Origin of the sequence: Helicobacter cetorum (genome assembly GCF_900198405.1) — a bacterium.
Classification (GTDB): domain Bacteria; phylum Campylobacterota; class Campylobacteria; order Campylobacterales; family Helicobacteraceae; genus Helicobacter; species Helicobacter cetorum_C.
The window spans coordinates 1-22,984 of record NZ_FZMR01000019.1; the positions used below are offsets into that span (position 1 = coordinate 1).

Annotated in this window: 17 protein-coding genes and 3 tRNA genes; 3 read left to right on the forward strand and 17 right to left on the reverse strand. The window is 34.6% G+C overall.

Annotation, left to right across the window (positions count from 1 at the left end):
- The 5 genes from C6H25_RS05400 to C6H25_RS05420 all read right to left on the reverse strand — a co-directional run.
- On the reverse strand, window positions 1-289 hold a 289-nt coding region (locus tag C6H25_RS05400; protein ID WP_104748440.1), incomplete at its 3' end, for a hypothetical protein.
- A gap of 10 nt (window positions 290-299) precedes the next feature.
- Window positions 300-1,079: a thiazole synthase gene (locus tag C6H25_RS05405; protein WP_104748441.1), complete on the reverse strand. Its 780-nt coding sequence runs from the start codon at window positions 1,077-1,079 to the stop codon at window positions 300-302.
- A gap of 73 nt (window positions 1,080-1,152) precedes the next feature.
- Window positions 1,153-1,794: a superoxide dismutase [Fe] gene (gene sodB, locus C6H25_RS05410; RefSeq protein WP_104748442.1), complete on the reverse strand. Its 642-nt coding sequence runs from the start codon at window positions 1,792-1,794 to the stop codon at window positions 1,153-1,155.
- A 309-nt stretch (window positions 1,795-2,103) separates the two neighbouring features.
- Window positions 2,104-2,179: transfer RNA gene (locus C6H25_RS05415), tRNA-Ala, on the reverse strand.
- A 21-nt stretch (window positions 2,180-2,200) separates the two neighbouring features.
- Window positions 2,201-2,277 (reverse strand) — tRNA-Ile (locus tag C6H25_RS05420).
- Window positions 2,278-2,388: 111 nt separating this feature from the next.
- Here C6H25_RS05420 and galE point away from each other — a divergent pair.
- A complete protein-coding gene (gene galE / locus C6H25_RS05425; RefSeq protein ID WP_104748443.1) occupies window positions 2,389-3,423 on the forward strand; it encodes a UDP-glucose 4-epimerase GalE in 1,035 nt (344 codons plus the stop codon).
- Here galE and truA read toward each other — a convergent pair.
- Genes truA through C6H25_RS05445 form a run of 4 tightly spaced genes read right to left on the reverse strand, consistent with a single transcriptional unit; the run spans window position 3,417 to window position 6,864 of the window.
- Complete coding sequence (gene truA, locus C6H25_RS05430; protein ID WP_104748444.1) at window positions 3,417-4,145, reverse strand: tRNA pseudouridine(38-40) synthase TruA; 729 nt, start codon at window positions 4,143-4,145, stop codon at window positions 3,417-3,419. The genes galE and truA overlap by 7 nt on opposite strands.
- 1 nt (window position 4,146) lies before the next feature.
- Window positions 4,147-5,184, reverse strand: a complete 1,038-nt coding sequence (locus C6H25_RS05435) for an LptF/LptG family permease (protein ID WP_104748445.1) — start codon at window positions 5,182-5,184, stop codon at window positions 4,147-4,149.
- A gap of 15 nt (window positions 5,185-5,199) precedes the next feature.
- Window positions 5,200-5,829 carry a protein-L-isoaspartate O-methyltransferase gene (gene pcm, locus C6H25_RS05440; RefSeq protein ID WP_104748446.1) on the reverse strand — a complete coding sequence of 210 codons (630 nt, stop codon included), beginning with the start codon at window positions 5,827-5,829 and terminating at the stop codon, window positions 5,200-5,202.
- Window positions 5,830-5,838: 9 nt separating this feature from the next.
- Entirely contained in the window at window positions 5,839-6,864 is a 1,026-nt protein-coding gene (locus C6H25_RS05445; RefSeq protein WP_104748447.1) for a ribonucleotide-diphosphate reductase subunit beta, read from the reverse strand.
- Between the two features lie 177 nt (window positions 6,865-7,041).
- On the opposite strand from C6H25_RS05445, the gene C6H25_RS05450 reads away from it, so the two are divergent.
- Both C6H25_RS05450 and C6H25_RS05455 read left to right on the forward strand, forming a co-directional pair.
- A tRNA-Leu gene (locus C6H25_RS05450) sits at window positions 7,042-7,126 on the forward strand.
- Window positions 7,127-7,209: 83 nt separating this feature from the next.
- On the forward strand, window positions 7,210-10,377 hold the full coding sequence (locus C6H25_RS05455; protein ID WP_104748448.1) for a DEAD/DEAH box helicase: 3,168 nt from the start codon (window positions 7,210-7,212) through the stop codon (window positions 10,375-10,377).
- A 122-nt stretch (window positions 10,378-10,499) separates the two neighbouring features.
- Here the strand turns inward: C6H25_RS05455 and xseA are convergent, their stop codons facing one another.
- From xseA to C6H25_RS05505, 8 genes are all read right to left on the reverse strand, one after another.
- Window positions 10,500-11,762 (reverse strand): exodeoxyribonuclease VII large subunit, encoded by a 1,263-nt coding sequence (gene xseA, locus C6H25_RS05460; protein ID WP_104748449.1) that lies wholly within the window; start codon window positions 11,760-11,762, stop codon window positions 10,500-10,502.
- An 18-nt stretch (window positions 11,763-11,780) separates the two neighbouring features.
- Window positions 11,781-12,815 carry an RIP metalloprotease RseP gene (rseP, locus tag C6H25_RS05465; RefSeq protein ID WP_104748450.1) on the reverse strand — a complete coding sequence of 345 codons (1,035 nt, stop codon included), beginning with the start codon at window positions 12,813-12,815 and terminating at the stop codon, window positions 11,781-11,783.
- Window positions 12,816-12,824: 9 nt separating this feature from the next.
- A complete protein-coding gene (locus C6H25_RS05470) occupies window positions 12,825-13,502 on the reverse strand; it encodes a MotE family protein (protein ID WP_104748451.1) in 678 nt (225 codons plus the stop codon).
- Window positions 13,495-13,923, reverse strand: a complete 429-nt coding sequence (locus tag C6H25_RS05475; RefSeq protein ID WP_104748452.1) for a flagellar export protein FliJ — start codon at window positions 13,921-13,923, stop codon at window positions 13,495-13,497. The genes C6H25_RS05470 and C6H25_RS05475 overlap by 8 nt, the downstream gene beginning before the upstream one ends.
- Window positions 13,920-15,155 (reverse strand): adenylosuccinate synthase, encoded by a 1,236-nt coding sequence (purA, locus tag C6H25_RS05480; RefSeq protein WP_104748453.1) that lies wholly within the window; start codon window positions 15,153-15,155, stop codon window positions 13,920-13,922. The genes C6H25_RS05475 and purA overlap by 4 nt, the downstream gene beginning before the upstream one ends.
- A gap of 971 nt (window positions 15,156-16,126) precedes the next feature.
- Window positions 16,127-19,468 (reverse strand): outer membrane protein, encoded by a 3,342-nt coding sequence (locus C6H25_RS05495; RefSeq protein WP_158653887.1) that lies wholly within the window; start codon window positions 19,466-19,468, stop codon window positions 16,127-16,129.
- Between the two features lie 36 nt (window positions 19,469-19,504).
- Complete coding sequence (locus C6H25_RS05500; RefSeq protein WP_233707340.1) at window positions 19,505-21,382, reverse strand: outer membrane protein; 1,878 nt, start codon at window positions 21,380-21,382, stop codon at window positions 19,505-19,507.
- 761 nt (window positions 21,383-22,143) lie between these two features.
- Window positions 22,144-22,929 (reverse strand): Fic family protein, encoded by a 786-nt coding sequence (locus C6H25_RS05505; protein ID WP_104748457.1) that lies wholly within the window; start codon window positions 22,927-22,929, stop codon window positions 22,144-22,146.
- Between the last annotated feature and the right edge of the window lie 55 nt (window positions 22,930-22,984).

The following is a 22,984-nucleotide window of genomic DNA, read 5'->3' on the forward strand; positions in this document are numbered from 1 at the left end:
GGGTAAGAAAACCTTTTAATTCGTCTAGCACTTCCATTTCAAAATAGGTTGCTGTATCTACAATATGTGATTGAATTAAATCTAAAGGATAATTTGGCACATAAAAAAGCACATTGTCATTACGCCATACATTATCCTGCATAGAAAGTTTGCGCTTAATTTGCATATTATCATGCTTAAGTGCTTGCTCTAATTTATTCAAGTTATTCTTAATTATCTCCACATTACTAGGCAAGTAATACCACAATTTCAATTTGTGTAAAATCTTTTTGAAAATATTTACAACCATTAATTTCCTTTTATAATTGTGCCATTCCTAATATGGGCGAAGAAGCACTTGCATACGCTTTTTTCTCCATACGCCCCGCTAAAAAGCTCTTTCTTCCAGCAATTACAGCATGTTTTAAGCTCTCAGCCATTAAGATAGGGTCTTTAGCTAGAGCGATAGCTGAGTTGCTTAATACACCATCAGCCCCACACTCCATTGCAATGCTTGCATCGCTCGCACACCCAACGCCTGCATCTACAATCACAGGCACTTTAATAGCCTCTTTAATAAAACTAATATTATAGCGATTTTGTATCCCTAAGCCACTTCCAATAGGTGCCGCTAAAGGCATCACCGCACTTGCTCCCGCATTTTCTAAATGCTTTGCCATAATGGGGTCATCATTAGTATAAGCTAGAACACAAAACCCCTCTTTAGCCAAGATTTCACAAGCTTTTAAAGTTTCTAAAACATCAGGGTATAAGGTTTTTTCTTTATCCCCAATGATTTCTAGTTTGATAAAATCAATGCCTGTTGCCTCTCTAACTAACCTAAATAGAGCGATCGCCTCATTAGCCTCTATGCACCCCGCAGAATTAGGTAAAAAACTTATTGGAGTGTCCTTAAAGGTTTCTAGCAAATTCTCTTCATTCTTATTGATGATATTCACTCGCCTAACAGCCACAGTTATCATCTCAGCCCCACTTTTTAAAGTCGCCTCTTTAGTGGTAGCGAAATCCTTATATTTTCCAGAGCCGACAATGAGCCTAGATTTGAAAATTTTAGAGCCTATGATTAAGTCATCGTTCATAAGATTTCCTATTTTTTAAGAAATAATGCGGTTTAAAAGAAACTCTTTTAAACCATAAAGAAAGAATAAGAGATTAAGCTTTTTTATGCACTAATTCATTGATGTAGTGTTCTACTGAACCTAAGCCTTCTTTCTTTGCCCACTCATAGCACTTAGAGACAAAGTCCCAATTGATATGCTCATAGAATTTTTCCAAATACACAGGGCGTGCGTTTTTATGGTCAATATAATAAGCATGCTCCCATACATCTACCACTAAAAGAGGCACTTTTTTATCGGTTACCGGTGTTTGAGCGTTGCTAGTTTGAATAATCTCAATTTTTTGAGTGTCTAAATTATACACCGCCCAATTCCAGCCAGAGCCAAACAAAGTGATCGCACTCTTAATAAACTCTTCTTTAAATTTCTCTAATGAACCAAAATCTTTTTCTAAAGCACTCTTTAACTCATCGCTTAACGCACTTGCTTTAGGGGCTAAGCAATCCCAATAAAAATCGTGGTTATAAATTTGAGCGGCATTATTAAACACACCCCCACTAGACTTAGTTAAAATCTCAAACAAATTGCTGTCCTTAAACTCGCTCTCTTTGATGAGATTATTCAAGTTATTGACATAGGTTTGATGGTGCTTTCCATGGTGGAAATCAAACGCTACAGGGCTTAAAAAATCTCCCATACTATCTTTAGCAAAAGGTAATTCTCTTAATGAAAACATGATTTCTCCTTACATTTTTAATAGGCGTATTGTAATCATTTTTTAGCGTTTTTTGGCAAACTAAGTCTTAAAAAACTTATAATGATGAAAATTTTGTAAAAATTGGGGAGTTTTTAGAACATAAAACTACTTTAAAATTAAGATATTTTTTAATTAAACAATTATTTTTAAAAATTGATTTTAAAATCAACAAATCGTATTTAACCTCAAATCTAGTTAAACGACTTGCCCCAATCTTGGGCTTGTTCTTACAGAAACTAAATCAAGGAAATACTAAGGAGTAAAAATAAGATAAAATGTAAAAACAAATGGTGGAGAATAGCGGGATCGAACCGCTGACCTCCTGCGTGCAAAGCAGGCGCTCTCCCAGCTGAGCTAATTCCCCAAACAAAGAATTGTAAAAGAATGGTGGGCTTAGGAGGAGTTGAACCTCCGACCTCACCCTTATCAGGGGTGCGCTCTAACCACCTGAGCTATAAGCCCTTTGAACTTAAAGATGAAATTATAGATTAAACTTTCTTAAAAACTTCTTAAATAATAAATTTGATAAAAATGTTACAATACTTATTATTTTTTAATTTCAAAAGGGGTTTTATGGCATTATTATTTACAGGGGCGTGCGGATATATTGGCTCTCATACTGCAAGAGTGTTTTTAGAACAAACTAAAGAAAACATCATCATTTTGGATAATCTAAGCACCGGTTTTTTAGAGCATGTAAAAGCACTAGAATATTACTATCCTAATAGGGTTACATTCATTCAAGCTAGTTTGAATGACACTCAAACTTTAGACACCTTTTTTAGTAAGCAACAACTAATTGAGCCAATTCAAGCAATCTTACACTTTGGGGCTAAGCTCTTGGTGGAAGAATCTATGCGTTTGCCTTTAGAATACTACACCAACAACACGCTTAATACTCTAGAGCTTACCAAACTTTGCTTAAAACATAAAATCAAGCATTTTATTTTTTCTTCTACAGCCGCCGTTTATGGCGAAACAAACTCAAGCGTGAATGAAGAAAGCCCATTAAATCCTATCAATCCTTATGGAGCGTCTAAAATGATGAGCGAAAGGATTTTATTAGACACTTCTAAAATAGCGGATTTTAAATGTGTTATCTTACGCTATTTCAATGTGGCTGGGGCATGCTTAAAAAATGATTATTCTACTTCTTACACGCTAGGTCAACGCAGTTTAAACGCTACACACTTAATCAAAATTGCATGCGAATGTGCGGTGGGTAAAAGGAAAAAAATGGGGATTTTTGGCACTAACTACCCTACTAAGGATGGCACTTGCATTAGAGATTATATCCATGTAGATGATTTAGCCAATGCTCATTTAGCAAGCTATCAGGCTCTTTTAGAAAAAAACCAAAGTGAAATCTATAATGTCGGTTACAATCAAGGCTATAGCGTAAAAGAAGTGATACAAAAGGTTAAAGAAATCTCAAACAACGATTTTTTAGTAGAGATTTTAGACAAACGACAAGGCGACCCAGCAAACCTAATCGCCAATAATGCTAAAATCTTAAAAAATACTTCTTTTAAGCCCCTTTATAACGACCTAGACACCATTATAAAGAGTGCTTTAGAATGGGAAGAGCACCTTTTGAAATTTCAATAATACACCCTATGCAAATACAAGCCATTAGCCATTATAGGCGTGTGGATGGTGGCTTTAATATTATTGATTTGATTTTGAAGTTCAATAAGCGTGATTTTTTGTAATGAATACGCCACACTTGCTTGAACTATCAGCCTAACGCTAGAGCGTAAAAACGCATCACCTATGATTTTAAATGCCACGCACTTATGCCCCATAATACAAGTTTCATAAGCAAAAGCTTTAAAAATAGTGCGTTCTGGATTTGTTCTAGCCCCACCTTCTTTTTTAAATAGAGAAAAGTTATGCTTGCCTATAAATTGCTTTAAAGCTGTATTTAACAAATCTAATGGGCCGTAATTTTCACAGGCTATATAGGGAGAGAGAAAGGGTGTTTTTAAATTTTTAGTTAAAAGGTAGCGATACGCTCTCTTTTTAGCGTCAAATCTTGCATGAAAATTCTTTTCTTCTAATTTCTTTAAGATAATGTGTGGAGCAAGTTTAGGGGCGAGATAATAAAATAAATTAGTGGTATTCCAATGCTTAGGGGTAGAAAAGGATAGAACTTGATTGTTTGCATGCACGCCTTTATCGGTGCGTCCGGCTGAAACTACAGCACTTTTAATCCCTAATGAATTTAAAGCACTCTCAATTTTATCTTGAACGCCAAGTTTATTAGGCTGTTTAGCATAACCTAAAAAATATGCCCCATCATAAGCGATAGTTGCTTTAAAATAACGCATTCTAATAACGCTTTAAGATAAATTTTTTAAACAATAAATAAGAGATGAACGCCCAAATAAAAGGGAAGAAAAAGGTCATCAAAAACAAATCTGTAGAAATCACATGCACCATCAAAAAATAAATGCCAATCGCTAAAAGCACATACACATAGCTGAGATTAGTCTTAAATCGTGGGTTTGCTATACCAAATAAAGGGATTAAAAACACGCTCGCTAGGGGGAAAAATGAAACAAGAATCGCTTGAGAAAAACGGCGTTTTTGACTTTTACTAGCATTTTTACCAAAGGCTCTTTTCCAATAGCCTAAATAATCAGTGCCTTGCAAATAAGCCGCATCATTAGAGCTAAAAGATTTTAGTTTGTTGCGTAAATGCAATTCGTCAAAATCAATTTTACGCATTTTATCGCCTTGAGTAAAATACGCATTCCCATGATATAAATTCAATTCAAACACGCCGTTTTTATTATTGATATTGCCTTTTTGAGCTAAAATAAAACTTTCTTGAGAGAGACTTTTATTAGAAAAAAGCACTAAATTATCATAAGAATTATTCTTAGCCTTATCCACATACACAAGCCAATCGCCTAGTTTTTGTCCAAACTCGCCCGCTCTAATATTAATATCAATTTTGTCCTTTTTTTGACGCAAAAACCCATAATACGCACTCTTAGAAGTAGGGATTAAAACAAGCGAAAACACTAACAAAATCACGCTCACTAAAATACTTAGTGGCACAAACGCTCTAGTCATTGTTTTAGGCGAAACCCCTAAGGAAAAAAAGACTAACAATTCATGGTCATAACTAAGCCTTGAAAGCCCCAAAGCACAAGCTGCAAAAAAAGTAATGGGTAAAATAAAAAATATGGTTCCGGGTAGAGAATACAAAAAGAGTTGCACTAAATCTAAAAAGCTCACTTTAATCACTAACGTAACGCTTGCAATACCGATTAAAAGCACGATAGAAGAAATAAAAAACAGCACTAAAAAGAATGAAAAAAAGACTTGCGAAACTGCTACAAAAAGATAGTGTTTAACCATGTTTTTTCTAACCCCTTATTGCACCCCATCTAAAACCGGCACAAACAAACATTTTTCTAACACTTTTTGAACGCACAAGGTGTTATTTTTTTTCACAAAGCGTTTAATCACTTGCTCGTTATTTTCTTGTATGGGTGCAACTAAAATTCCGCCTTCTTCAAGCTGGTCAATAAGAGCTTGCGGAATATTTTTAGCACAAGCGGAAAATAAAATCCTATCATAAGGGGCGTATTGCTCCCAGCCCTTGTTCCCATCAGCAAGCTTAATATGAATATTTTCTAAACCTAAAGCTTTAATGCGTGAGCGTGCTTCTATATACAAACTTTCAATCCTTTCAATACTAAAAACACGCCTAAAAATCTTGGATAGCACTGCCGCTTGATAGCCACTCCCACAGCCAATTTCTAGCACGCTATCCACATTATCTACTTCCAAATATTGTGTCATTTTTGCCACGGTCAAGGGCGAAGAAATATATTGTTGTGCTTGCATGGACAAGGCGTTCAAGGTATAGGCAAAATGTTTGAAAGGGGCTGGCACAAAGATTTCTCTCTCAATGCTTTCCATAGCCTTTCTTACTTTTGCATGCAAACTGAAACGCTTATTGATTTCTTCACACATCAAGCGATTTTTTATACTTTTCAAACAAACACCTTAAAAATCATCAAAACTCACGCTTCCTTTAGCATAATTACTCACCCTAGCTTCAAAGAAATTAGAGCGTTGCTCATTAAAACTTGAAAAGCTCTCTACCCATTTAATGGGGTGCTGAACGCCATAAATTTTAGGAATGCCTACCTTACTCAAACGACCATCGGCCAAAAACTGAATGTATTGCTCAATCAAGCTTGAAGTAAGACCTAAAATCTTGCCTTGTGTGATGTAATCCCCCCACGAAGCTTCAATCTCTACAGCTTTTTTAAACATCTCTATGACTTCAGCAATCAATTTGGGCGTGAATAAATCTTTCCTTTCATCTCTTAAGGCATTTATCATGTTTTGAAATAAAATCAAATGCGTAACCTCATCTCTTTGGATAAAGCGTATCATTTGAGCTGAGCCTAGCATTTTACCACTTCTAGCAAGCGTATAAAAATAGCTAAACCCACTATAAAAATAAATCCCTTCTAAAATTTGATTAGCAAAAAGAGCTTTGATAATGTTTTCTTCTGTAGGGTTTTTGGCTAGTTCCATATACACTTCAGCGATGTAATCATTCTTACTCTTTAGTTGCATATCGGTGCGCCACATATCATAAATCTCTTCCGTATTCGCACTAATGCTTTCTACCATAACCGCATACGCATGGCTGTGTAAGGCTTCTTCATAAGCTTGACGCACCAAGCATAGATTAATCTCTGGGCTTGTAATAAAAGGATTGACATTATCAATGAGATTATTTGTTTGTAGGCTATCCATAAAAATGAGTTGTGCTAAGGCTCTGTCATAGCCGATTTTTTCTTCCGCACTCAATTTGAGATAATCTCTCTTATCATCATTCATGCTCACTTCTTCAGCAAACCAGGTGTTAGCGAGCATCATTTTCCATAAATCATCAGCCCACTGATACTTGATTTTATTCAAATCAAACATGCTTGTAGGATTACCCCCAAAAATCTTTCGTTCATTCACACTTTCTGTAGAATTAGGGTTATAAATCTTCTTGCGTGAAACTTCCATATTTTTCCTTAAAAACCATATAATTATGTAGTCCTATAGGATACTCTTAAAAGCATTTAAAACCCCTTAAAAGTAAGCATAAAACTTAATTTTTTTGAGAATTTTAATCGTTTCAGTATTTTTAAAGGATTAAAAAGCTAGAATGCAGTTTCTTTATTTTCTCTTATTACGCGTTACGCGGAAGTGGCGAAATTGGTAGACGCACTAGACTTAGGATCTAGCGCCGCAAGGCATGAAGGTTCGATTCCTTTCTTCCGCACCACTTTTATTATTACCCGCTATTGACATTGACTACTTATTTAATTTTATTCACTACCATGCCTTTTATAACACTAAGGATATTAAATGACAGGACAGCAAGAAAATATTTTAGATGCTTACATTATGATAGAGCATTTAAGCGAAGGTGCTATTAACAAAAAAGATAAAAGCTTAAATGCCCTTTCACATTTAACTATCCCCATGAATTATAACAGCTTAGAATCATACGATTTTAAATCTCTTTTTCATCAAGCCTTAGAAAATTTTAAAAAAAGAGAAAAGATTAACAATGATAAAAAACTAGCTCTAGTGTGTTATTTTGGTATTTTTGCTTTTGAAGAGATAGAGACTATTTTAAAAGAAAAATACAATATTACTAAGCAAGATGAAAATAAAGTAAAGAGTGATAAATTTAGCCTGATTTTAGCTTTTGATAAAAACTTAAACTTTATTGAAGAGCAACTTTTTTATACGATGAGTGCTTATGTAAGAAAAAATAAAGACATAACAGATGCTTTAGAAACAATAGAGCAAGACCTAAAAGACAAGCTCATAAAACAATTTGAAGAAGAAAAGAAAGATTTTAATGAAGTCTTTTTGCAATTTTGTAAAGAATATAGTGTTAATGAAGATAATTTTAGGTTTTGTTTTGTTAAAAATAGTGAAACAGAACTCATTAATTTGCATTCTTTTTTTATTAAAGATTTAAAAATGGCTAAAAGCTTGAATAATGCTAATGTTAATACTTATTTAAGCGAATGCGATATTACAAAAAGACAAAATTGCGATAGTCATAAGGATTCGCCTAATTTTAACCCTAAAACTTTAAATGAAATTTTAGCCCCCAAAAACTATCCCTTAGGGCGTTTTACTAACGAGTATCCCCCAAGATTTATGCAACAAATTGCCATCAATTTAGCCTTAAGTGAAAAAAGCGGGTTTTTAAGAAGTGTCAATGGCCCACCGGGCACAGGTAAAACCACGCTTTTAAAAGATATTTTTGCCGATTTAATCGTTAGACAAGCTTATGAAATAGCACAATTAGACGATAAAGTAATCATTAATCAAACTAAACTATCTAAAAATGAAATGCAAAATTTAGGTATTTTGCCTGAAAGTATCGCTGATAAAAATATTATGGTGGCAAGTTCTAATAATTCTGCTGTGCAAAATATTGTCAAAGAATTACCTAAAAACGAACAAATTGCTGTTATATTTAAGGCTTTGGCAGAAAAAATTGATTACTTTAAAGAGGTGGCAAATGATGAAGAGAATAATGATAATTGGGGGTTATTTGCCTTAGAAGGTGGGGCGAGTGCTAATGTTAAAAAAATATTACATAAATTAGATAGTGTAGTAAAAATTTTAAAAGAATTAAAAACTAATCAAGAGATAAAACATGCTTGTAAAGCTATGCTTAAAGCCACTTTAAAAGCGTATTTTCCTATAGATTTAGCCTATTTAGACATGTTTGATTGTGCTGATTTAGACATGCAAGAAGAAAAAGATAATTTTGATATTTATAAGGCGTTTTTAGTCCTTTATGATTATGTTGAAAAATTGCAAATAAAAACACAAGCAACCAGTGAACAATCAAGGCCATTAATGGAGCAATATGTAAAAGAGCGTAATAAGTTTTTAAAAGAAAAGACTCAAAAACAAACTAATTTGAACGCTAGAATTACTGAATTAGAGCTTTATAGAGATAATGAGCCAAAAAGACTAGAAATTTTAAAAAACAAATTGCAAAATACAAACGATGCCAAAATAAAAGAAAAAATCACAAAGGATATAAAAGCCTTAGAAAATGGCATAGATAAATCCATACAAGACAACAAGCAATGGTTTGAAACTTGGCTAACTAATAAAGAGCAATCTTTAAACGCCCTTAAACAACAAATACAAGGGGATAATATTTTAGATTTTTCTCTTTCTTATGAAAAATTGCAAAAGTCTAACCCTTGGTTTAATGATAAATTTAGGAATTTACAATCACAACTCTTTTTACTCGCCTTAGGGGTAAAAAAGCAGTTTTTGTGCGATAATGTAGAACATTTAGAAAATGCGTTTAATATTTGGAGCAATCCTAACAAACTTGAAAACATAGAGAACAAAAAAGAGTTATTAAAAAACGCTTTTAATTGGATAAATTGTGCAATTCCAGTGATTAGCACCACTTTTGCGAGTTTTTCTCGCATGTTTAGTGCTTTAGAAAATGAAACTAATTTCATAGGCAATCTATTTATTGATGAAGCAGGACAAGCTACGCCTCAAAGCGCTATTGGGGCCTTATTTAGAGCTAAAAGGGTGTTAGCTGTGGGAGACCCTGCTCAAATTGAACCAGTAGTAACTTTAGAGAGTGCTATGTTTAATATCATCGCTAAAAAACATCAAGTGAACGAACATTTTTTAAGTGATGAAACTTCTATTCAAAGCCTTATAGACCATATAAGTCTCTATGGTTATTACAAAAAAAATGGTAGTTATATAGGCATTCCTTTATGGGTGCATAATCGTTGTGATAGCCCTATGTTTGATATTGCTAATAAAATTTCTTATGATAATTTAATGGTGCAGGGTAGAGATAATACTAAAGGACTAGCGATTTTTTATGATATTAAAGGAAAGGCAAGAGACAAATTCGTAGAAGAACAAGCAGAGTTTTTAAAGCAAGAAATTGCAAAAAGACTAGAAAAAGACCCAACCTTAAAAGATGAAATTTATGTCATTTCACCTTTTAATAATGTGGCTTTCCAGTTATCTCAAAAATTAAAGGATTATGGTTTTAGGTATAAAAAGAATGTTGGCACGGTGCATACTTTTCAAGGAAAAGAAGCCAAAATTGTGTATTTAGTTTTAGGAGCGGATAATACAGCACAAAATAAGGGAGCGGCTAATTGGGCAGTTGGTAAGCCTAATATTTTAAATGTAGCGGCTACTAGAGCTAAAAATGAATTTTACATTATAGGCGATATTGATGTGTATAAAAATTTGGGGTGTATGAAAGAAGCTTATAAGCTTTTAGAGATAAAAACAGACCAAAACAAATCAGAAAAACAACAAACATTCACCAAGCAATCTGCTCCTAGTGCAAACTACAATGCTAATTTTAATGCGATAAAACCTGCCACAGAAAAACAAATTAAATTCGCACAAGACTTAGCCCAAAAACACAATACCACTCTTCCATCAGATTATAAGACCAACTCTAAAAGTTGCAATCATTTTATCAACGAATGGAAAGCAAAATAATGAAACAACCCAGATAAAACTAAAAACATTCAATAATTTAAAAACAAAAAAATGATACTTAAAATCATAGAAACTTGGTAATGACTTTTAAAAGCAAGTATATCAAAGTTTTTGATTCTAACCTACACTCTATCAACACTCAAAATTTCCGCCCCCACTTTGATTCTTTCATTACTCAATTCAATTCTATCACTAGGTTTTAACTTCTCTAATTCTATAGCCTTGTTATCTTTACTAACAAACGCTCCAAATTTAGGTAATTTCAAATTCGCATAAGCGAGTTTAAGAGCGTTTTCTAACGCTTTCAAACGCTCTGTTTTAGCTTGTAAAAAAGGATTTGTTAGCATTTGGGTAGTTGCATTTTCTAAAAGCATTTTTTTAAGGCGTAACATTTCCAAAGCCTTACTTTCTAAAGCAATTTTTAGATTCTTAAGTTTTAAAGAATGCAAGTGGTGCTTATTTTCAAAACTCAATCGTTTTAAAGAAGTCTCTAAATGCTCTAAAACCGCCTTTTTTTGACTAAATAACACTCTAAAATAGCGTTGCAATTTTAAGTGGTATTCATCAAGGCGTTGAAGCCATTCATCACTACTAGGAAGTAGAATTTCCATCGCATTTGAAGGCGTAGAAGCCCTTAAATCGGCCACCAAATCACTCAATAAAAAATCGCTTTCATGCCCTATAGCAGAAATAGTGAAAGTTTTAGCTAAAAATAACGCATCAGCAATTTTTTCATCATTGAAAGAATACAAATCTTCCATGCTCCCCCCACCCCTAGCGACAACAATCGCATCAAAAGCCTTTGGTGTGTTATAAAAACTATCCGCATAAGCGATGTTTTCCACCACGCTTTTTACGCATAATTCCCCTTGCATTAAAGTGTCTATACAGACTAATTCACACATAGGCCATCGTTTGAAAGCAATTTTTTTCATATCAGCCAAAGCGGCGGAGCTTTTTGAAGTGATTAACGCCACACGCTTAGGAAAGTTTGGTTTAGGTAGTTTATGGGCTTTATCAAAATAGCCCTTAAGGCGTAATTTCTCTTTAAGTTGCTCTAAAGCTAGGGCTAATGAACCTAACTCTTTAGGCTCTAATTCTAAGCATTTGATTTGATACTCCCCCCTTGGAGTGTATACACTAACAGCTCCAAAAACAATGACTTCTTGCCCATCTTTTAAAGCGAATTTGAGCCTACTAGCATTGCCCTTAAACAAAACGCATTTAATCACAGAGTGGCTGTCTTTCAAAGAAAAATACACATGCCCACTCGCCTTATGAATAGTTAGATTACTGATTTCACCTTGAACTCGCACTTGTAAAAAAGTCGTTTCTAAAAGGGCTTGGATTTGAGCGTTTAATTCGCTCACGCCTAACACACTCATTTTAATAAACACTCTCTTTTATAAAAGCCGTGTAATATCATTAAACAGCCCCAAAAACATCACAAACACTAAAAACCCTACCCCTACTAACCATAGCATGTTGAGAATAGGTGTGGGTAAGGTCGTTTTAAACAAACTTTTAAAAATGACCCCTAGCATCTGTGCTCCATCTAGTGCTGGAATAGGCAATAAATTTAAAATCCCTAAATTGATAGACAAAAACGCCCCAAATAATAATAGCGTGCTAAAACTATTCGCATGGCTTAATGCCCCCACAATACCTATTACCCCACTTAATTCTTTAGGCGATGCGCTTCCTATAATCAAACGCCTTAAAGAGTCTATAATCAAATCAACGCCTTCTTTAAATCTATTTAAAGCAAGTTTGAACGCTTGAAAAAACGAATAAGAGACAATACCTACCTTTTGAATATTGGGTTTAATGCCAATCACTTTATATTTCATCATTTCGTTAGATTCATTAGGAATCACGACATTTTTAGGAGTTATTCGCTTTTCTAAAATGTGGTTGTTGCGCTCTATTTCTAGGATTAACTCACCTTGAGACTTTCGCACTTCTAGCCCAATATCATTCCAATGCACTATAGGCACACCATTGATTGAAAGGATTTTATCCCCCTTTAATAGCCCTGCTTCTAAAGCGTTGTTTTCTAAATCGCCAATGATAGGCAGTAAGGCTTTTTCCCCACTAAGTGCTAGAAAAAAATACACTAAAATCGCAAAAAGGAAGTTAAAAAACGCCCCCCCAAAAAGTATCCATAATTTTTGAAAAGAGCTTTTTTGTGCGTAACTATCACTATGTTTATTTTCATCGCTCTCTTCTTTATCCATACCTTTTAATTTTACATAGCCCCCAAGCGGAATCAAAGACAAAGCAAATTGTGTGTTAAAAAGCTTAAAAAAACAAAGTTTTTTACCAAAACCGATGCTAAAAACTTCTACCTTCACCCCACAAATTCTAGCGATAGTAAAATGCCCTAGCTCATGGATAAAGATTAAAAACGCTAACATTAAAATGGCTATGACTAACATGCTTATCCTTTATTTTGTAGGGTTTTCTTTAGCATTAGCTTGTGGAGGTGTGGGCGTAGTGGGTGCAATAGGAGCTTGAGGCTCTGTAGGGACTTTTGGGGCATTAGCATTTGGCTTTTTTGTATCAATATCTCGTGGGGATTTTTGCCATAATTTAGTCAAATCAGCCGCCTTTTTGGGATCCATTTTAGCTAGAATCTTTCCTAATTCTTGGGGCTTTAATGCCATTAAAATTTCTAGGGCGTTTTGAGTGGGTAAATTTTCTAAAATCAAAGCAGATTTAGAATCTTTCATCTTAGAATAAGTCTCGCCAATCTTACTCGCCTTAGCTTGGCGGATTTGTTTTAAAATTTGTTCATCTTCTTCTACCAAACTCTCCAAACGCTTTTTTTCTGTTTCTTGCAAGACCCTAAAAGCCTCTTCTTTAGTCGCTAGGGCTTTTGTTTTTTTGTCTATATCTTTTTCTTTTTTATCCAACAAATCATTTTTTTCTTGTAAAAGGCGTTCGCTTTCGGCTTGTAAAACCTTGAAAGAACGCTCTTTTTGGTTTAATTGCTCCAACTCTTCTTTAATCTCAGCTTTTTTGGATTCAAAAATCACGCTACAGCGCAACAATTCTTGGGCATCTTTTTCATCAGCCATTAATTTGATTATAAAAATAATTCCAAACAATATTATTTTATACATACGCACTCTTTTTGGTAAAATGCAATATTAAAGCGTTTTCATCTAGCAAGGTTTGCTCTTTTTTTTCTAAGATTTTTTGAGCCTTTTTCACTTCGTTTTCCAAAAGAAACTTGGCTTTTTCTAACTCTTGGTTAGCTATGATGTAGTCTTTTTCTAGAGCATTAATTTCTTTTGTCATGTTATCAAGATCCATTTTTATCGCAATTATTTCTACTCTTAAAGCGCTTTTTAAATGCTCTGTTTGTAAAAATAGCCCCACGCTACCAAAGCTAGGGCTATTAAAAGCACTCAAATCTTGTTGGCATGTTAGAAACTTTTTTTCAACTTGTAAAAAAACTTGGCGTTTTTCTAAAAGCTTTTGCTCTATCTTTTCTAATTCAAGCGTTTTTAATTTCACTAATACAGAAGCAAATTTTTTCATAGAAAAATCGTATCTTCTCTCTCAGGGCTTGTAGAAATGAGACTAATCTTTACCCCCACTTCTTCTTCAATAAAACGCACATAAGCTTGAGTGTTTGACTCTAAATCTTTAAAATCCCTTACTTTTTCGCTTTTTTTCCAGCCCTTAAAAGTCTTATAAATAGGCTTACATTCCCTTAAATCACTAGGAAAAGTTTCTAATCTCTCGCCTTTTTTTTCATAAGCCACACACACCTTAATTTCATCAATGTTGTCTAACACATCTAATTTCATCAGGGCTAATTGCGTGCAACCATTCAAAGCACATGCGTATTTTAAAGCCACTAAATCTAGCCAACCACAGCGTCTGGGGCGTTTGGTCGTTGTGCCAAACTCCGCCCCCTTAGTCCTTAAAATCTCGCCCATAGAAGTAACATCTTCGCTAGGAAAAGGCCCATTACCCACACGAGTAGAATACGCTTTAGTAATGCCTATGACTTCATCAATAGCCTTAGGGTTTAACCCTGTGCTTACACAAGCGCTTGCACTTGTAGTGTTAGAGCTTGTTACAAAAGGGTAAGTCCCTAAATCAATGTCTAAAAGCGTGCCTTGAGCCCCTTCTAAAAGGATTTTTTCACCCTTTTTTCTCGCTTCTATAAGCATGCTTGTCGTGTCTTTGATAAAGGGGCGGATTTTTGGGGCATAGATTTTAAAATATTCTCTTAATTCTTGTTCGTAATTTTCATCTAAACGATAAATTTCTTTAAAAGGCTCAATGGCTTTAAAATGAGCGTTTAATTTCTCTTCTAAAACTTCATCATCTAGCAAATCCCCCATTCTCAAGCCACTTCGTGCCATTTTATCTTCATAGCAAGGGCCTATGCCTTTTTTAGTCGTGCCGATATTTTGAGACTTTTCTTTAAAGGCGTCTTTTTCTATGTGATAGGGTAAAATCATATGGGCTCTATCACTAATAAACAAACGATTTTCTAAGTTTTCAAAATGACTCATTTCTTCGCACAAATCTTTTATGCTAACCACCACCCCACTAGAAATGATATTTTTACAATTAGGATATAAAACTCCTGATGGCATTAAATGCAAGGAATATTTAATTCCCTTATGCACGATGGTATGTCCTGCATTATGCCCGCCTTGATAACGCACTACAAAATCATAATCTTTAGCGATTCTATCTACAATTTTTCCCTTACCTTCATCTCCCCACTGAATTCCCACAACGACATCTGCCATAAAATATTATCCTTGATGTTTAAATTAAAAAATAGACTTGAAATTTATAAAAGCTCTTTTTGTATTTTTAAAAAGTTAAATGTTTAGAATACCAAAAAAAACACAATAAAAGAAAAACTACTTCTATATTCTGCTTAAAAAATAAAAGCGTTTATGACATAAAATGGAATGCCTTAAAAAAATTAAGCTTTTTTATTTTATAATTAAGTTCTAGGGAAGTTGCACCGCTTAAAGAAGGTCAGAACTTCTCTAGGCGGTTGCCCCCTAAATTCATTTAAGGAGCAACTATGAAAATCATTGCAATTATAGCATTATTATGCATGGTTTTAGTAACTTTTTGTTATTAAAACCTTGAGAGAGCTTTTTTTAAGGCTCTCTCTTTATTGCAATGTTTTCATTATTTTTTAAAACCCTTTTTAATAACTTCATCGCAATTAAACTGATAATTAAAAATAAAAAATATTTAAATTTAAAGATAAGCCGAAAGTATTTTGAGTTATAATCAAATTCTAGGGAAGTTATGCCGCCTAAAGAAGGTAACGACTTCTCTAGGCGGTTACTCTCTCTAAACTTAAGATTTAAAGGAGTAATCATGAATTACATTGTGATTATAGCACTTTTGTGCATGGTTTTAGTAACTTTTTGTTATTAAAACATGGGGGAGTTTATCATAACTCCCCTTTAATTGCAATGTTTTCATCAGGCTTTCTTTTTTAATTTTTAAGAAATTTTATTTTTTATACTTCGTTTTATGATTTTCAGTTTTGATTTTTTTTAAATACTTTTTATTTCTTGCTTTTAAAAAAGCAAGCTCTTTTGTTATATCTTTTTTTAAAAATGCCTTTGGTATTTTTATGCTTATTATCAATACAACAAGTAAAAGCTATAAAGAATATTTAAAAAGTTATTTGATGTGGTTATTAAGAAAAAAAGTCTCTCTAAAAAGAGACTTAGAGATATGCTAAGTTTTTTTAAAACCCAATATTGTAATTCACATAGAAAATATACAAACGCCTATAGGTTACATCAGCACCCGCACTTCTCAAATACGCTTGATTAATAACAGGGATTTTCATGCCAAATTCCACGCCATGCTGAATGATTTGCGCATGGTTTTTGAACTGCAAGAAACGATAGTGTGTCGCTCGTGCGAAGTTCGCTCTCAAACCTAAGTTAAAGAAAAATTGGAAATTTGTGGGGTTTAAATGCTTAGGATTATCAAAAGTTGTTTTGATTTGATGATACAAAGAGCTATCCCATGTATTACCCGCTAGTTGAATACCACCATAAAACCCCATGTTTAAGGCTTTATCTAAGAAGGTTCTTCTAAAGACATTCCATAGCACATCAGTGCCAACCCCATAGGTAAAGATATTTGCTCTAACAATATTATTGAAATTTCCTAATTGGGTATAGCCATAGTCAAAAAACCCATAATAGCGTAAGCCTACATTTCTTGTGCGCCCAAAGAATTGCTTATAGCCAATCTGCACACCTAAACCATTGCTCACGCCATGCTGAGAGCTTTTACCCGAAATAAATTGGGGTAAGTAAGGCTCATCATAGCGCTTGACAAGCGAGCCTAGCTGGTCTAGTTGCTGAGAGTATTGGCTCAAATATTCTTTGATAGCTTGCTCATCTTTAGGCAAATTCCCACCTAAAAGTTCTTTGAGATTTTGAGCAAAAGACTGCACGCTAGAGGTTTTAGAAAATATCACATTCAACAAATCACGCACAACATCAGACTGTCCTTGAATACCATTGAGCAGACCGTTACTAGCACTCTCTAAAGAATCTAAAGTGTTTTTATCGGTAATATTAGCACCCACCTGTTGGATTTGAGAAATCAAGTTTTTCATCTCAGAGAGATCGCCCACGCCAGATGCAGGCAAAGAAGAGATAATCGCTGAAACGGAATTAAGGGCTAATTTCAGCTGTTGAGCTTGTATCCCACTACTAAGGTTACACCCATTTGTTTCTTGACATTCTTGATTTATAGTAGTCCATGAAAATGTATTTCCATTGCTACCTTGTATTACATTACCACTTTTTACTTGATACCCGAAATTTTGAATAATCACTTCCGCTAATTGTGACATGCTAGTAACTAATACATTTTTGCCGGATCCCCCACTATTTTCCACCACTTCAACACCACTACCCAAATTGGTGTTATTATTACTGATAGTGTCATAGAGATTTTGCAAAATACTTGTTAAGCCACTACCATTATTACCAAAAAGGCTCTGGAGTTCTGTATTTTTTCTTAGACCTATCTTTATAGCTTTTGGCAATTCAGTATTATCGTATTGCAATTGTTGCTGTGCTTGTTCAAGTTGTTGCTGTGCTTGTTCAAGTTGTTGCTGTGCTTGTTGTTTAAGTTTTTCTTGAGTTGAAGGATTATCAATTGTTCCTTTAAGATTATCAATTGTTCCTTTAAGATTATCAATTGTTCCTTGTTGTTTTTGAATATCACTTCTTATACTCGTAGGGTTCAAAACATCTCTTAAATCCGCAATTAAACCTTGAAGACTTATAGACTGATTATTACCACCTTTCAAGTCAATCTTGCTCCCGCTGAGCATTGAAACAGCATTATTGCCATTCAATGTAACTTGGCTTGTGCCAAATAAATCTTGCAGACCTTGAATAGTCTGCTCGTTACTATCTAAGGAGTTTTTGAGCTGCTGACCCTGCGTAATATACATGCCTTGGTTACCTTGCCCCCATAATCCCCCATTAACAATATTAGTTCCTACAATCTTTTCATAGGGACTAAAAGTAGCATTTTTCAACTTGCTTTCAAAAGTGCTCAAAGCACCACTATAAAGTGTATCAATTGTATTAACTACATTTTGAACTCTTTGTAACAATGTCTCCGTGCTAGAAGCACCACCATCTTTCCCGGGAATTGGCACATTGATACCTTCTAGCACTTTCTTAATCTCACTGTTATTGAGCAACACATCTACACCAGCGACTAGCGATTGAATATTAAAAGAAGGGATTGTTGAGTTTAAATCATAAGTGCTGGGATTGTAATAGCCTGTAGAATCCAGTGCATGCTCTAAAATATTTTGACTACTCGCACCAGATCCAGAAGATACGGCAGTATAATAGCCCTTTGAATCCGTCTGAGTGGTTGTGTTCCCATTAATCCCCCCTACCCCTAAGTATAGATAGAGATCATGCAAAGCTATCATTAGGGGGTTTAGGATGGAGGAGTCTAAGCTCTGCTGAGTGATTTGCCCTAAACCGCTAAGACTATTTACAAAATTTTGCACCGCTAAGGGATTGGATTGAGCTCCTTTTTTCAAATCCTCTAATAAAGCATTATTGTTAGAAAAATTCAAATACTGCATCATTTTACCTAGTTTACTTAGCGCCTCTATGGTTTGCTGATTGATGATGTTAGTAACTAGAGGATTTTTTTCAGTGGTAAGCTTACAATTAGCTTGTTTAGAGCAAAAATTAGCAACATCTTTTTCATCTTGCTTAATAGATTCTTGGGAATTTGAAATCACAGAATTAATCGCATTGATAAAATCTGTGCTAGTATATCCCGTGCCCTTAAAAGCGGTTTCAAAAAAGTTTTTCCCTAAGCTTGAGTTAGCAAAGGTGCTGATAGATGAATAGTAGATGCTCCCTAAAGACTCTTGTAAAGAGTTAGGTATCTCTGAGCCTAGAGCACCTACAAATTCTCTCATCTCCCCCAATAAACTCTCAAGGCTCTCTGGAGTTACTCCTACATTGATACTATTAAGAGTGTTTAGAATATTTACTCCTCCAACAACCGCTTGACCAAACTGCGTTTGAAGGTTTTTTAGAATACTTACTGCAGGCTTATAGCTATGAGCTAGTTTAAAATTAATAGATCCAGCCCTAGAGAGCAAGCCATTTAAAAGTAGTTGCAAGCCTTGAGTATTATAAAGATTTTTATCGTTATCAAAGCGTTTTTGAGCAGCTTGAGAAATAGTGCCAATGTTTCCTACTGGTACCCAGTAACTAGAGTAGCCACTTTCAACCATGCTTGAGAGAGTGCTAAACAAAGTGTTAGAGGTAAAGGCTAGAATACCATTATTTCCAGCCATACCAGAGCCAATATTCCTAAAATCTTGGATAATATTGTTTCTTAAGGTTCTACCCTTATTATTGATTTGTTGTTGCGTGCCACCGATTTGATAACCTATCCCCATATAAAAACCATCATCTTCAGCCAGCATAGTGCATAAAGGGATGCTCAAGGCTAGAGTGGTTTTAAAGGCCAAATTTTTAAGCATGTTTTTAGATTTAAATAATTGTTTTTTGCTCATTCTATTACCTTTCTTACCATCCATATTAATCATGTTTTAAAATCCTACCGTATAGCCAATATAGAAACTAAAGCTACGAATATAGCTCGCCGTAACTCCCGCTGTATGCACATAGCGATGATAAATCGTAGGGATTTTAACGCCAATTTCTATGCCTTGATGCAAAGTATGCCCTCTAGCATCCCGTCTAGAGAAATTCGTTCTAATCCCTAAATCAAAAAGAAATTGGAATGATGAACTATTGGTTTTTGGCTTTTCTCCATTAATTTGGTTTACAATATTAGTAAACCAACTCTGTCCTGCAAGCTGTCCTCCAATAAAAAATCCTAGCGTAGTCTTTTCCCTCTTTCTAGAGCGTTCAAACACATTGTAGAGAAAATCTGAGCCAGCTCCATAAGTAACGAGATTTGCTCCTACTTGCTGATTTCCATTGCCAAAATTAGCATAGCCATAGTCTAAAAACGCATAATAGCGGGCACCAATATTACGCTTACGACCAAAGAATTGTTTATAACCCATTTTAGTGCCAAAACCATTCATATCACCTGATTGAGAGAATTTGAGCGTTTGGAGATTGGGTAAATAGGATACCTTATAAAGCTCACTCACTCCTTGAGTTAGAGCATCAAGACCACCTTGCACAAGATTTTTACTCGCCATAAGCCCTTTGAGATTGCTTTTTACGATGTCTTGTTCGGTAATAGCTTTTGGCACTCCTAATTCTGGATTTGCCGCTATCATCACTTTATTGCTCACTGAATTATGGCCAATACTAGCGGGCAAGTTACAAATATTGTCTCCAATATTACAAACAGTTTTGAAAATATAGGTGCCTAGCTTGGAAGTCTCATTTTTGAGTGTTTCACCCGCCTGTACTAACGCTTGCAATTGTTTGAGCGTAGAGTTCGCTCCTAAAAGGGCAGACTGGCTTGAGAAGTCTTGCATACCCGTTGCCACATCGCCTACACTCACGCCCGTAGCATCTCCATAAGTATAAGTAGGACATTGCGATTTTCCCTTAGACCCGCAATTACGCTGCTGAGATTGAGGGTAATTCCAATAAAAAGGGTTCGTAGAAGCCTTGGGATCAAGAGCATTTTGCATACTCCCAGAGCCAAAATCCATCGCTTGCAAAAGGAAGTTATAGAGCTGTTGAGCACCATTTTGCATAGTCGTGCCGGGAGCTGGGTTAAGATTGCTGGTGCTACTCGTATCACAAGTTGTGCCACTACCACAGCCCCCTTCTGGTGAACTGCCACTTTGGTTATTAATCGATTTATTAGCGTTATAAGGCACATTTTGGATGCCTGCTACATCGGTGAGAGCTAAATCAATCGCTTGAGCCGCAGCAAACATCGCCTCTGTAACACTTATAGGAGTGCTAAAACCCTTTTCAGCTAGAGTCCAGTATTTTCCTGTGGCTTGATTTACCCCTAAAAGAGGGATAGGCTCATTTAGACCTAGCACTAAACCTTCTGGGTTTTTAGCAAATCCTGGCTGCTGGGATTTAGTTAGGAGGGTTTGTAAAATAGCTAGAGAATCATCTAACACCGAAGGATTGTAGCTCCCAGCTAGAGGGTAAGGTTTGCCATCTACAGTCAGAGAGCAAGCACCATTTTCAGCGGAACATAAGGAACTCATAAGTTCTCTGGTCTTATCTCCTAAGATATCAAGATAGTATGCTAAGGGGACTGCAGAACTATTGATTCTTTGTGAGCTCTGCCTAATAAAAGAACGCAGTTCCTGAGCCTTCGCATAGCCCGGATTTTTAATCTTTTGATTCGCTAAGCTTGCTTGATAGTCTATCTGAAAAAAGAAGCCATCTTCTTCAGCACTCAGCTCACTCATACACAAGCTTGCTATAAAAGGGACGCAAATCGCTCTCAAATGCCATTTTTTTGAAAAATTTTTCAAAAAAAACTCCTTTGTTTTAATTATCTGAAAGATTTAGCCTAAAGCTCCTTAAGAGAACTCTAAGCCTACTTGCCAAAGCAATCCTAAATAGAGACTACTCGAGAACTCAAGTATAAAAAAGCCAAAATACTGAATTTAAAACACTCTTGTTAGTCTTTCTATTATATCATAAAAAATAATTGGTTTTAACCTTAAAGTAATGCAAATTTAAAAGTAATGTAGTTTTAGAGAAGTTTTACTTCTAAAAGCCCCCCCCCCCAATGTTACCAAAAGTAAAGTTTTAATAAAAAAATGAGCCTAAGTTTTATGAGATTAACAAGAAAGCATGATGAAAACATTGCAATAAAGAGAGAGCTTAAAAAGCTCTCTCAAGGTTTTAACAACAAAAAGTTACTAAAACCATGCACAAAAGTGCTATAATCACAATGTATTTCATGTGATTGCTCCTTAAATGAATTTAGGGGCAACCGCCTAGAGAAGTTGAGACCTTCTTTAAGCGGTGCAACTTCCCTAAAATGTGATTATAACTTAAAGCCCTTTTAATTTTTCTTTTTTTTAAAGATATTTTTATATAGCTTTTACTCGTTGCATTGATAATATTGATAATAATATAAGAATGCCAAAGGTGTTTTTATACTCACATAATAAAGAGCTTGACAAAGTCAATCGATAGTTTCTTTTTAAATTAAAATGGTTATTTCAACAATAAAAAATAAAGTCTCTCTATAATCTTAAATGGTTTGATAAGCCGCAATGCTTTATTAAGGGATTTTGGACAATAACTCCCTTACTTCTTGTAAAAAATTATGCATTTTTGCATAATTTCCTTTAAAAAATTCTATGTAAGGAGTGTAGTTATTGCTCTCATAATATTCTATCATAGCCCCTCTATATTGTTTATAGCATTCTTTATTATCCTCTAAAATGACTAAAGGCATGATATTGTGATTTTTTAAAGCGATAAATTGCATACATCTTGCGGTGCGTTTGTTGCAATCTTCAAAATATTGTAAATAACATAAATTATTATGCAAAAAAATAGCTTGCTCAAAAGGGTTTTCTATTTTATCTATTTGAGTAAAAACAAACTTCATTTCAGCATGCAATCTATCCCCTGTGCTTAAAGGCAAATAAGAAGTGCCGCTAATGCCACTTAGATTATGTTTTCGCATAGTGCCTTGATTAAATTTAAGAACTAATTCTTCACTTAAAATGGAGTGTAATTCTAAGCAAGTTTCTAAATTCAATTTTAAATCATTGTTTAAGATAAAATCAAAGGCTTTTTTTAAATTGAGTATCATTTTGGCATCGCTATATTTTTTACCTCCAGCTGTTAGCCCCTCTTCTAATAAAGAAAGCGTGTCTAGTTTATTGTAAGTATTGCCCTCAATTTGAGCGCTTGAATAAATAAAATCAAAGCCTAGTTTTTCAAACAAGCCCTTAGCATTTTTAAATTCATCAAAAGGACAAATAAGGCTATTAAGTTCTTTCTTTTCTTTAGCATTTAAAATTTGCAAGTTATTAAGGGCATTAGGATTATATTGCATAAAATTTGCCTTTTAGTTTTGGTTCTCATTTTAGTTTAGCAAATTTTAATTGCCT

What these genes read in the sequence shown, in the direction of transcription:
- C6H25_RS05475 (WP_104748452.1), bottom strand. Translation starts at nt 13,923, where the DNA reads ATGAAAAAATTTGCTTCTGTATTAGTGAAATTAAAAACGCTTGAATTA.
- rseP (WP_104748450.1), bottom strand. Translation starts at nt 12,815, where the DNA reads ATGTTAGTCATAGCCATTTTAATGTTAGCGTTTTTAATCTTTATCCAT.
- sodB (WP_104748442.1), bottom strand. Translation starts at nt 1,794, where the DNA reads ATGTTTTCATTAAGAGAATTACCTTTTGCTAAAGATAGTATGGGAGAT.
- C6H25_RS05455 (WP_104748448.1), top strand. Translation starts at nt 7,210, where the DNA reads ATGACAGGACAGCAAGAAAATATTTTAGATGCTTACATTATGATAGAG.
- C6H25_RS05470 (WP_104748451.1), bottom strand. Translation starts at nt 13,502, where the DNA reads ATGTATAAAATAATATTGTTTGGAATTATTTTTATAATCAAATTAATG.
- truA (WP_104748444.1), bottom strand. Translation starts at nt 4,145, where the DNA reads ATGCGTTATTTTAAAGCAACTATCGCTTATGATGGGGCATATTTTTTA.
- C6H25_RS05435 (WP_104748445.1), bottom strand. Translation starts at nt 5,184, where the DNA reads ATGGTTAAACACTATCTTTTTGTAGCAGTTTCGCAAGTCTTTTTTTCA.
- xseA (WP_104748449.1), bottom strand. Translation starts at nt 11,762, where the DNA reads ATGAGTGTGTTAGGCGTGAGCGAATTAAACGCTCAAATCCAAGCCCTT.
- C6H25_RS05505 (WP_104748457.1), bottom strand. Translation starts at nt 22,929, where the DNA reads ATGCAATATAATCCTAATGCCCTTAATAACTTGCAAATTTTAAATGCT.
- C6H25_RS05445 (WP_104748447.1), bottom strand. Translation starts at nt 6,864, where the DNA reads ATGGAAGTTTCACGCAAGAAGATTTATAACCCTAATTCTACAGAAAGT.
- galE (WP_104748443.1), top strand. Translation starts at nt 2,389, where the DNA reads ATGGCATTATTATTTACAGGGGCGTGCGGATATATTGGCTCTCATACT.
- purA (WP_104748453.1), bottom strand. Translation starts at nt 15,155, where the DNA reads ATGGCAGATGTCGTTGTGGGAATTCAGTGGGGAGATGAAGGTAAGGGA.
- C6H25_RS05405 (WP_104748441.1), bottom strand. Translation starts at nt 1,079, where the DNA reads ATGAACGATGACTTAATCATAGGCTCTAAAATTTTCAAATCTAGGCTC.
- C6H25_RS05495 (WP_158653887.1), bottom strand. Translation starts at nt 19,468, where the DNA reads ATGAGCAAAAAACAATTATTTAAATCTAAAAACATGCTTAAAAATTTG.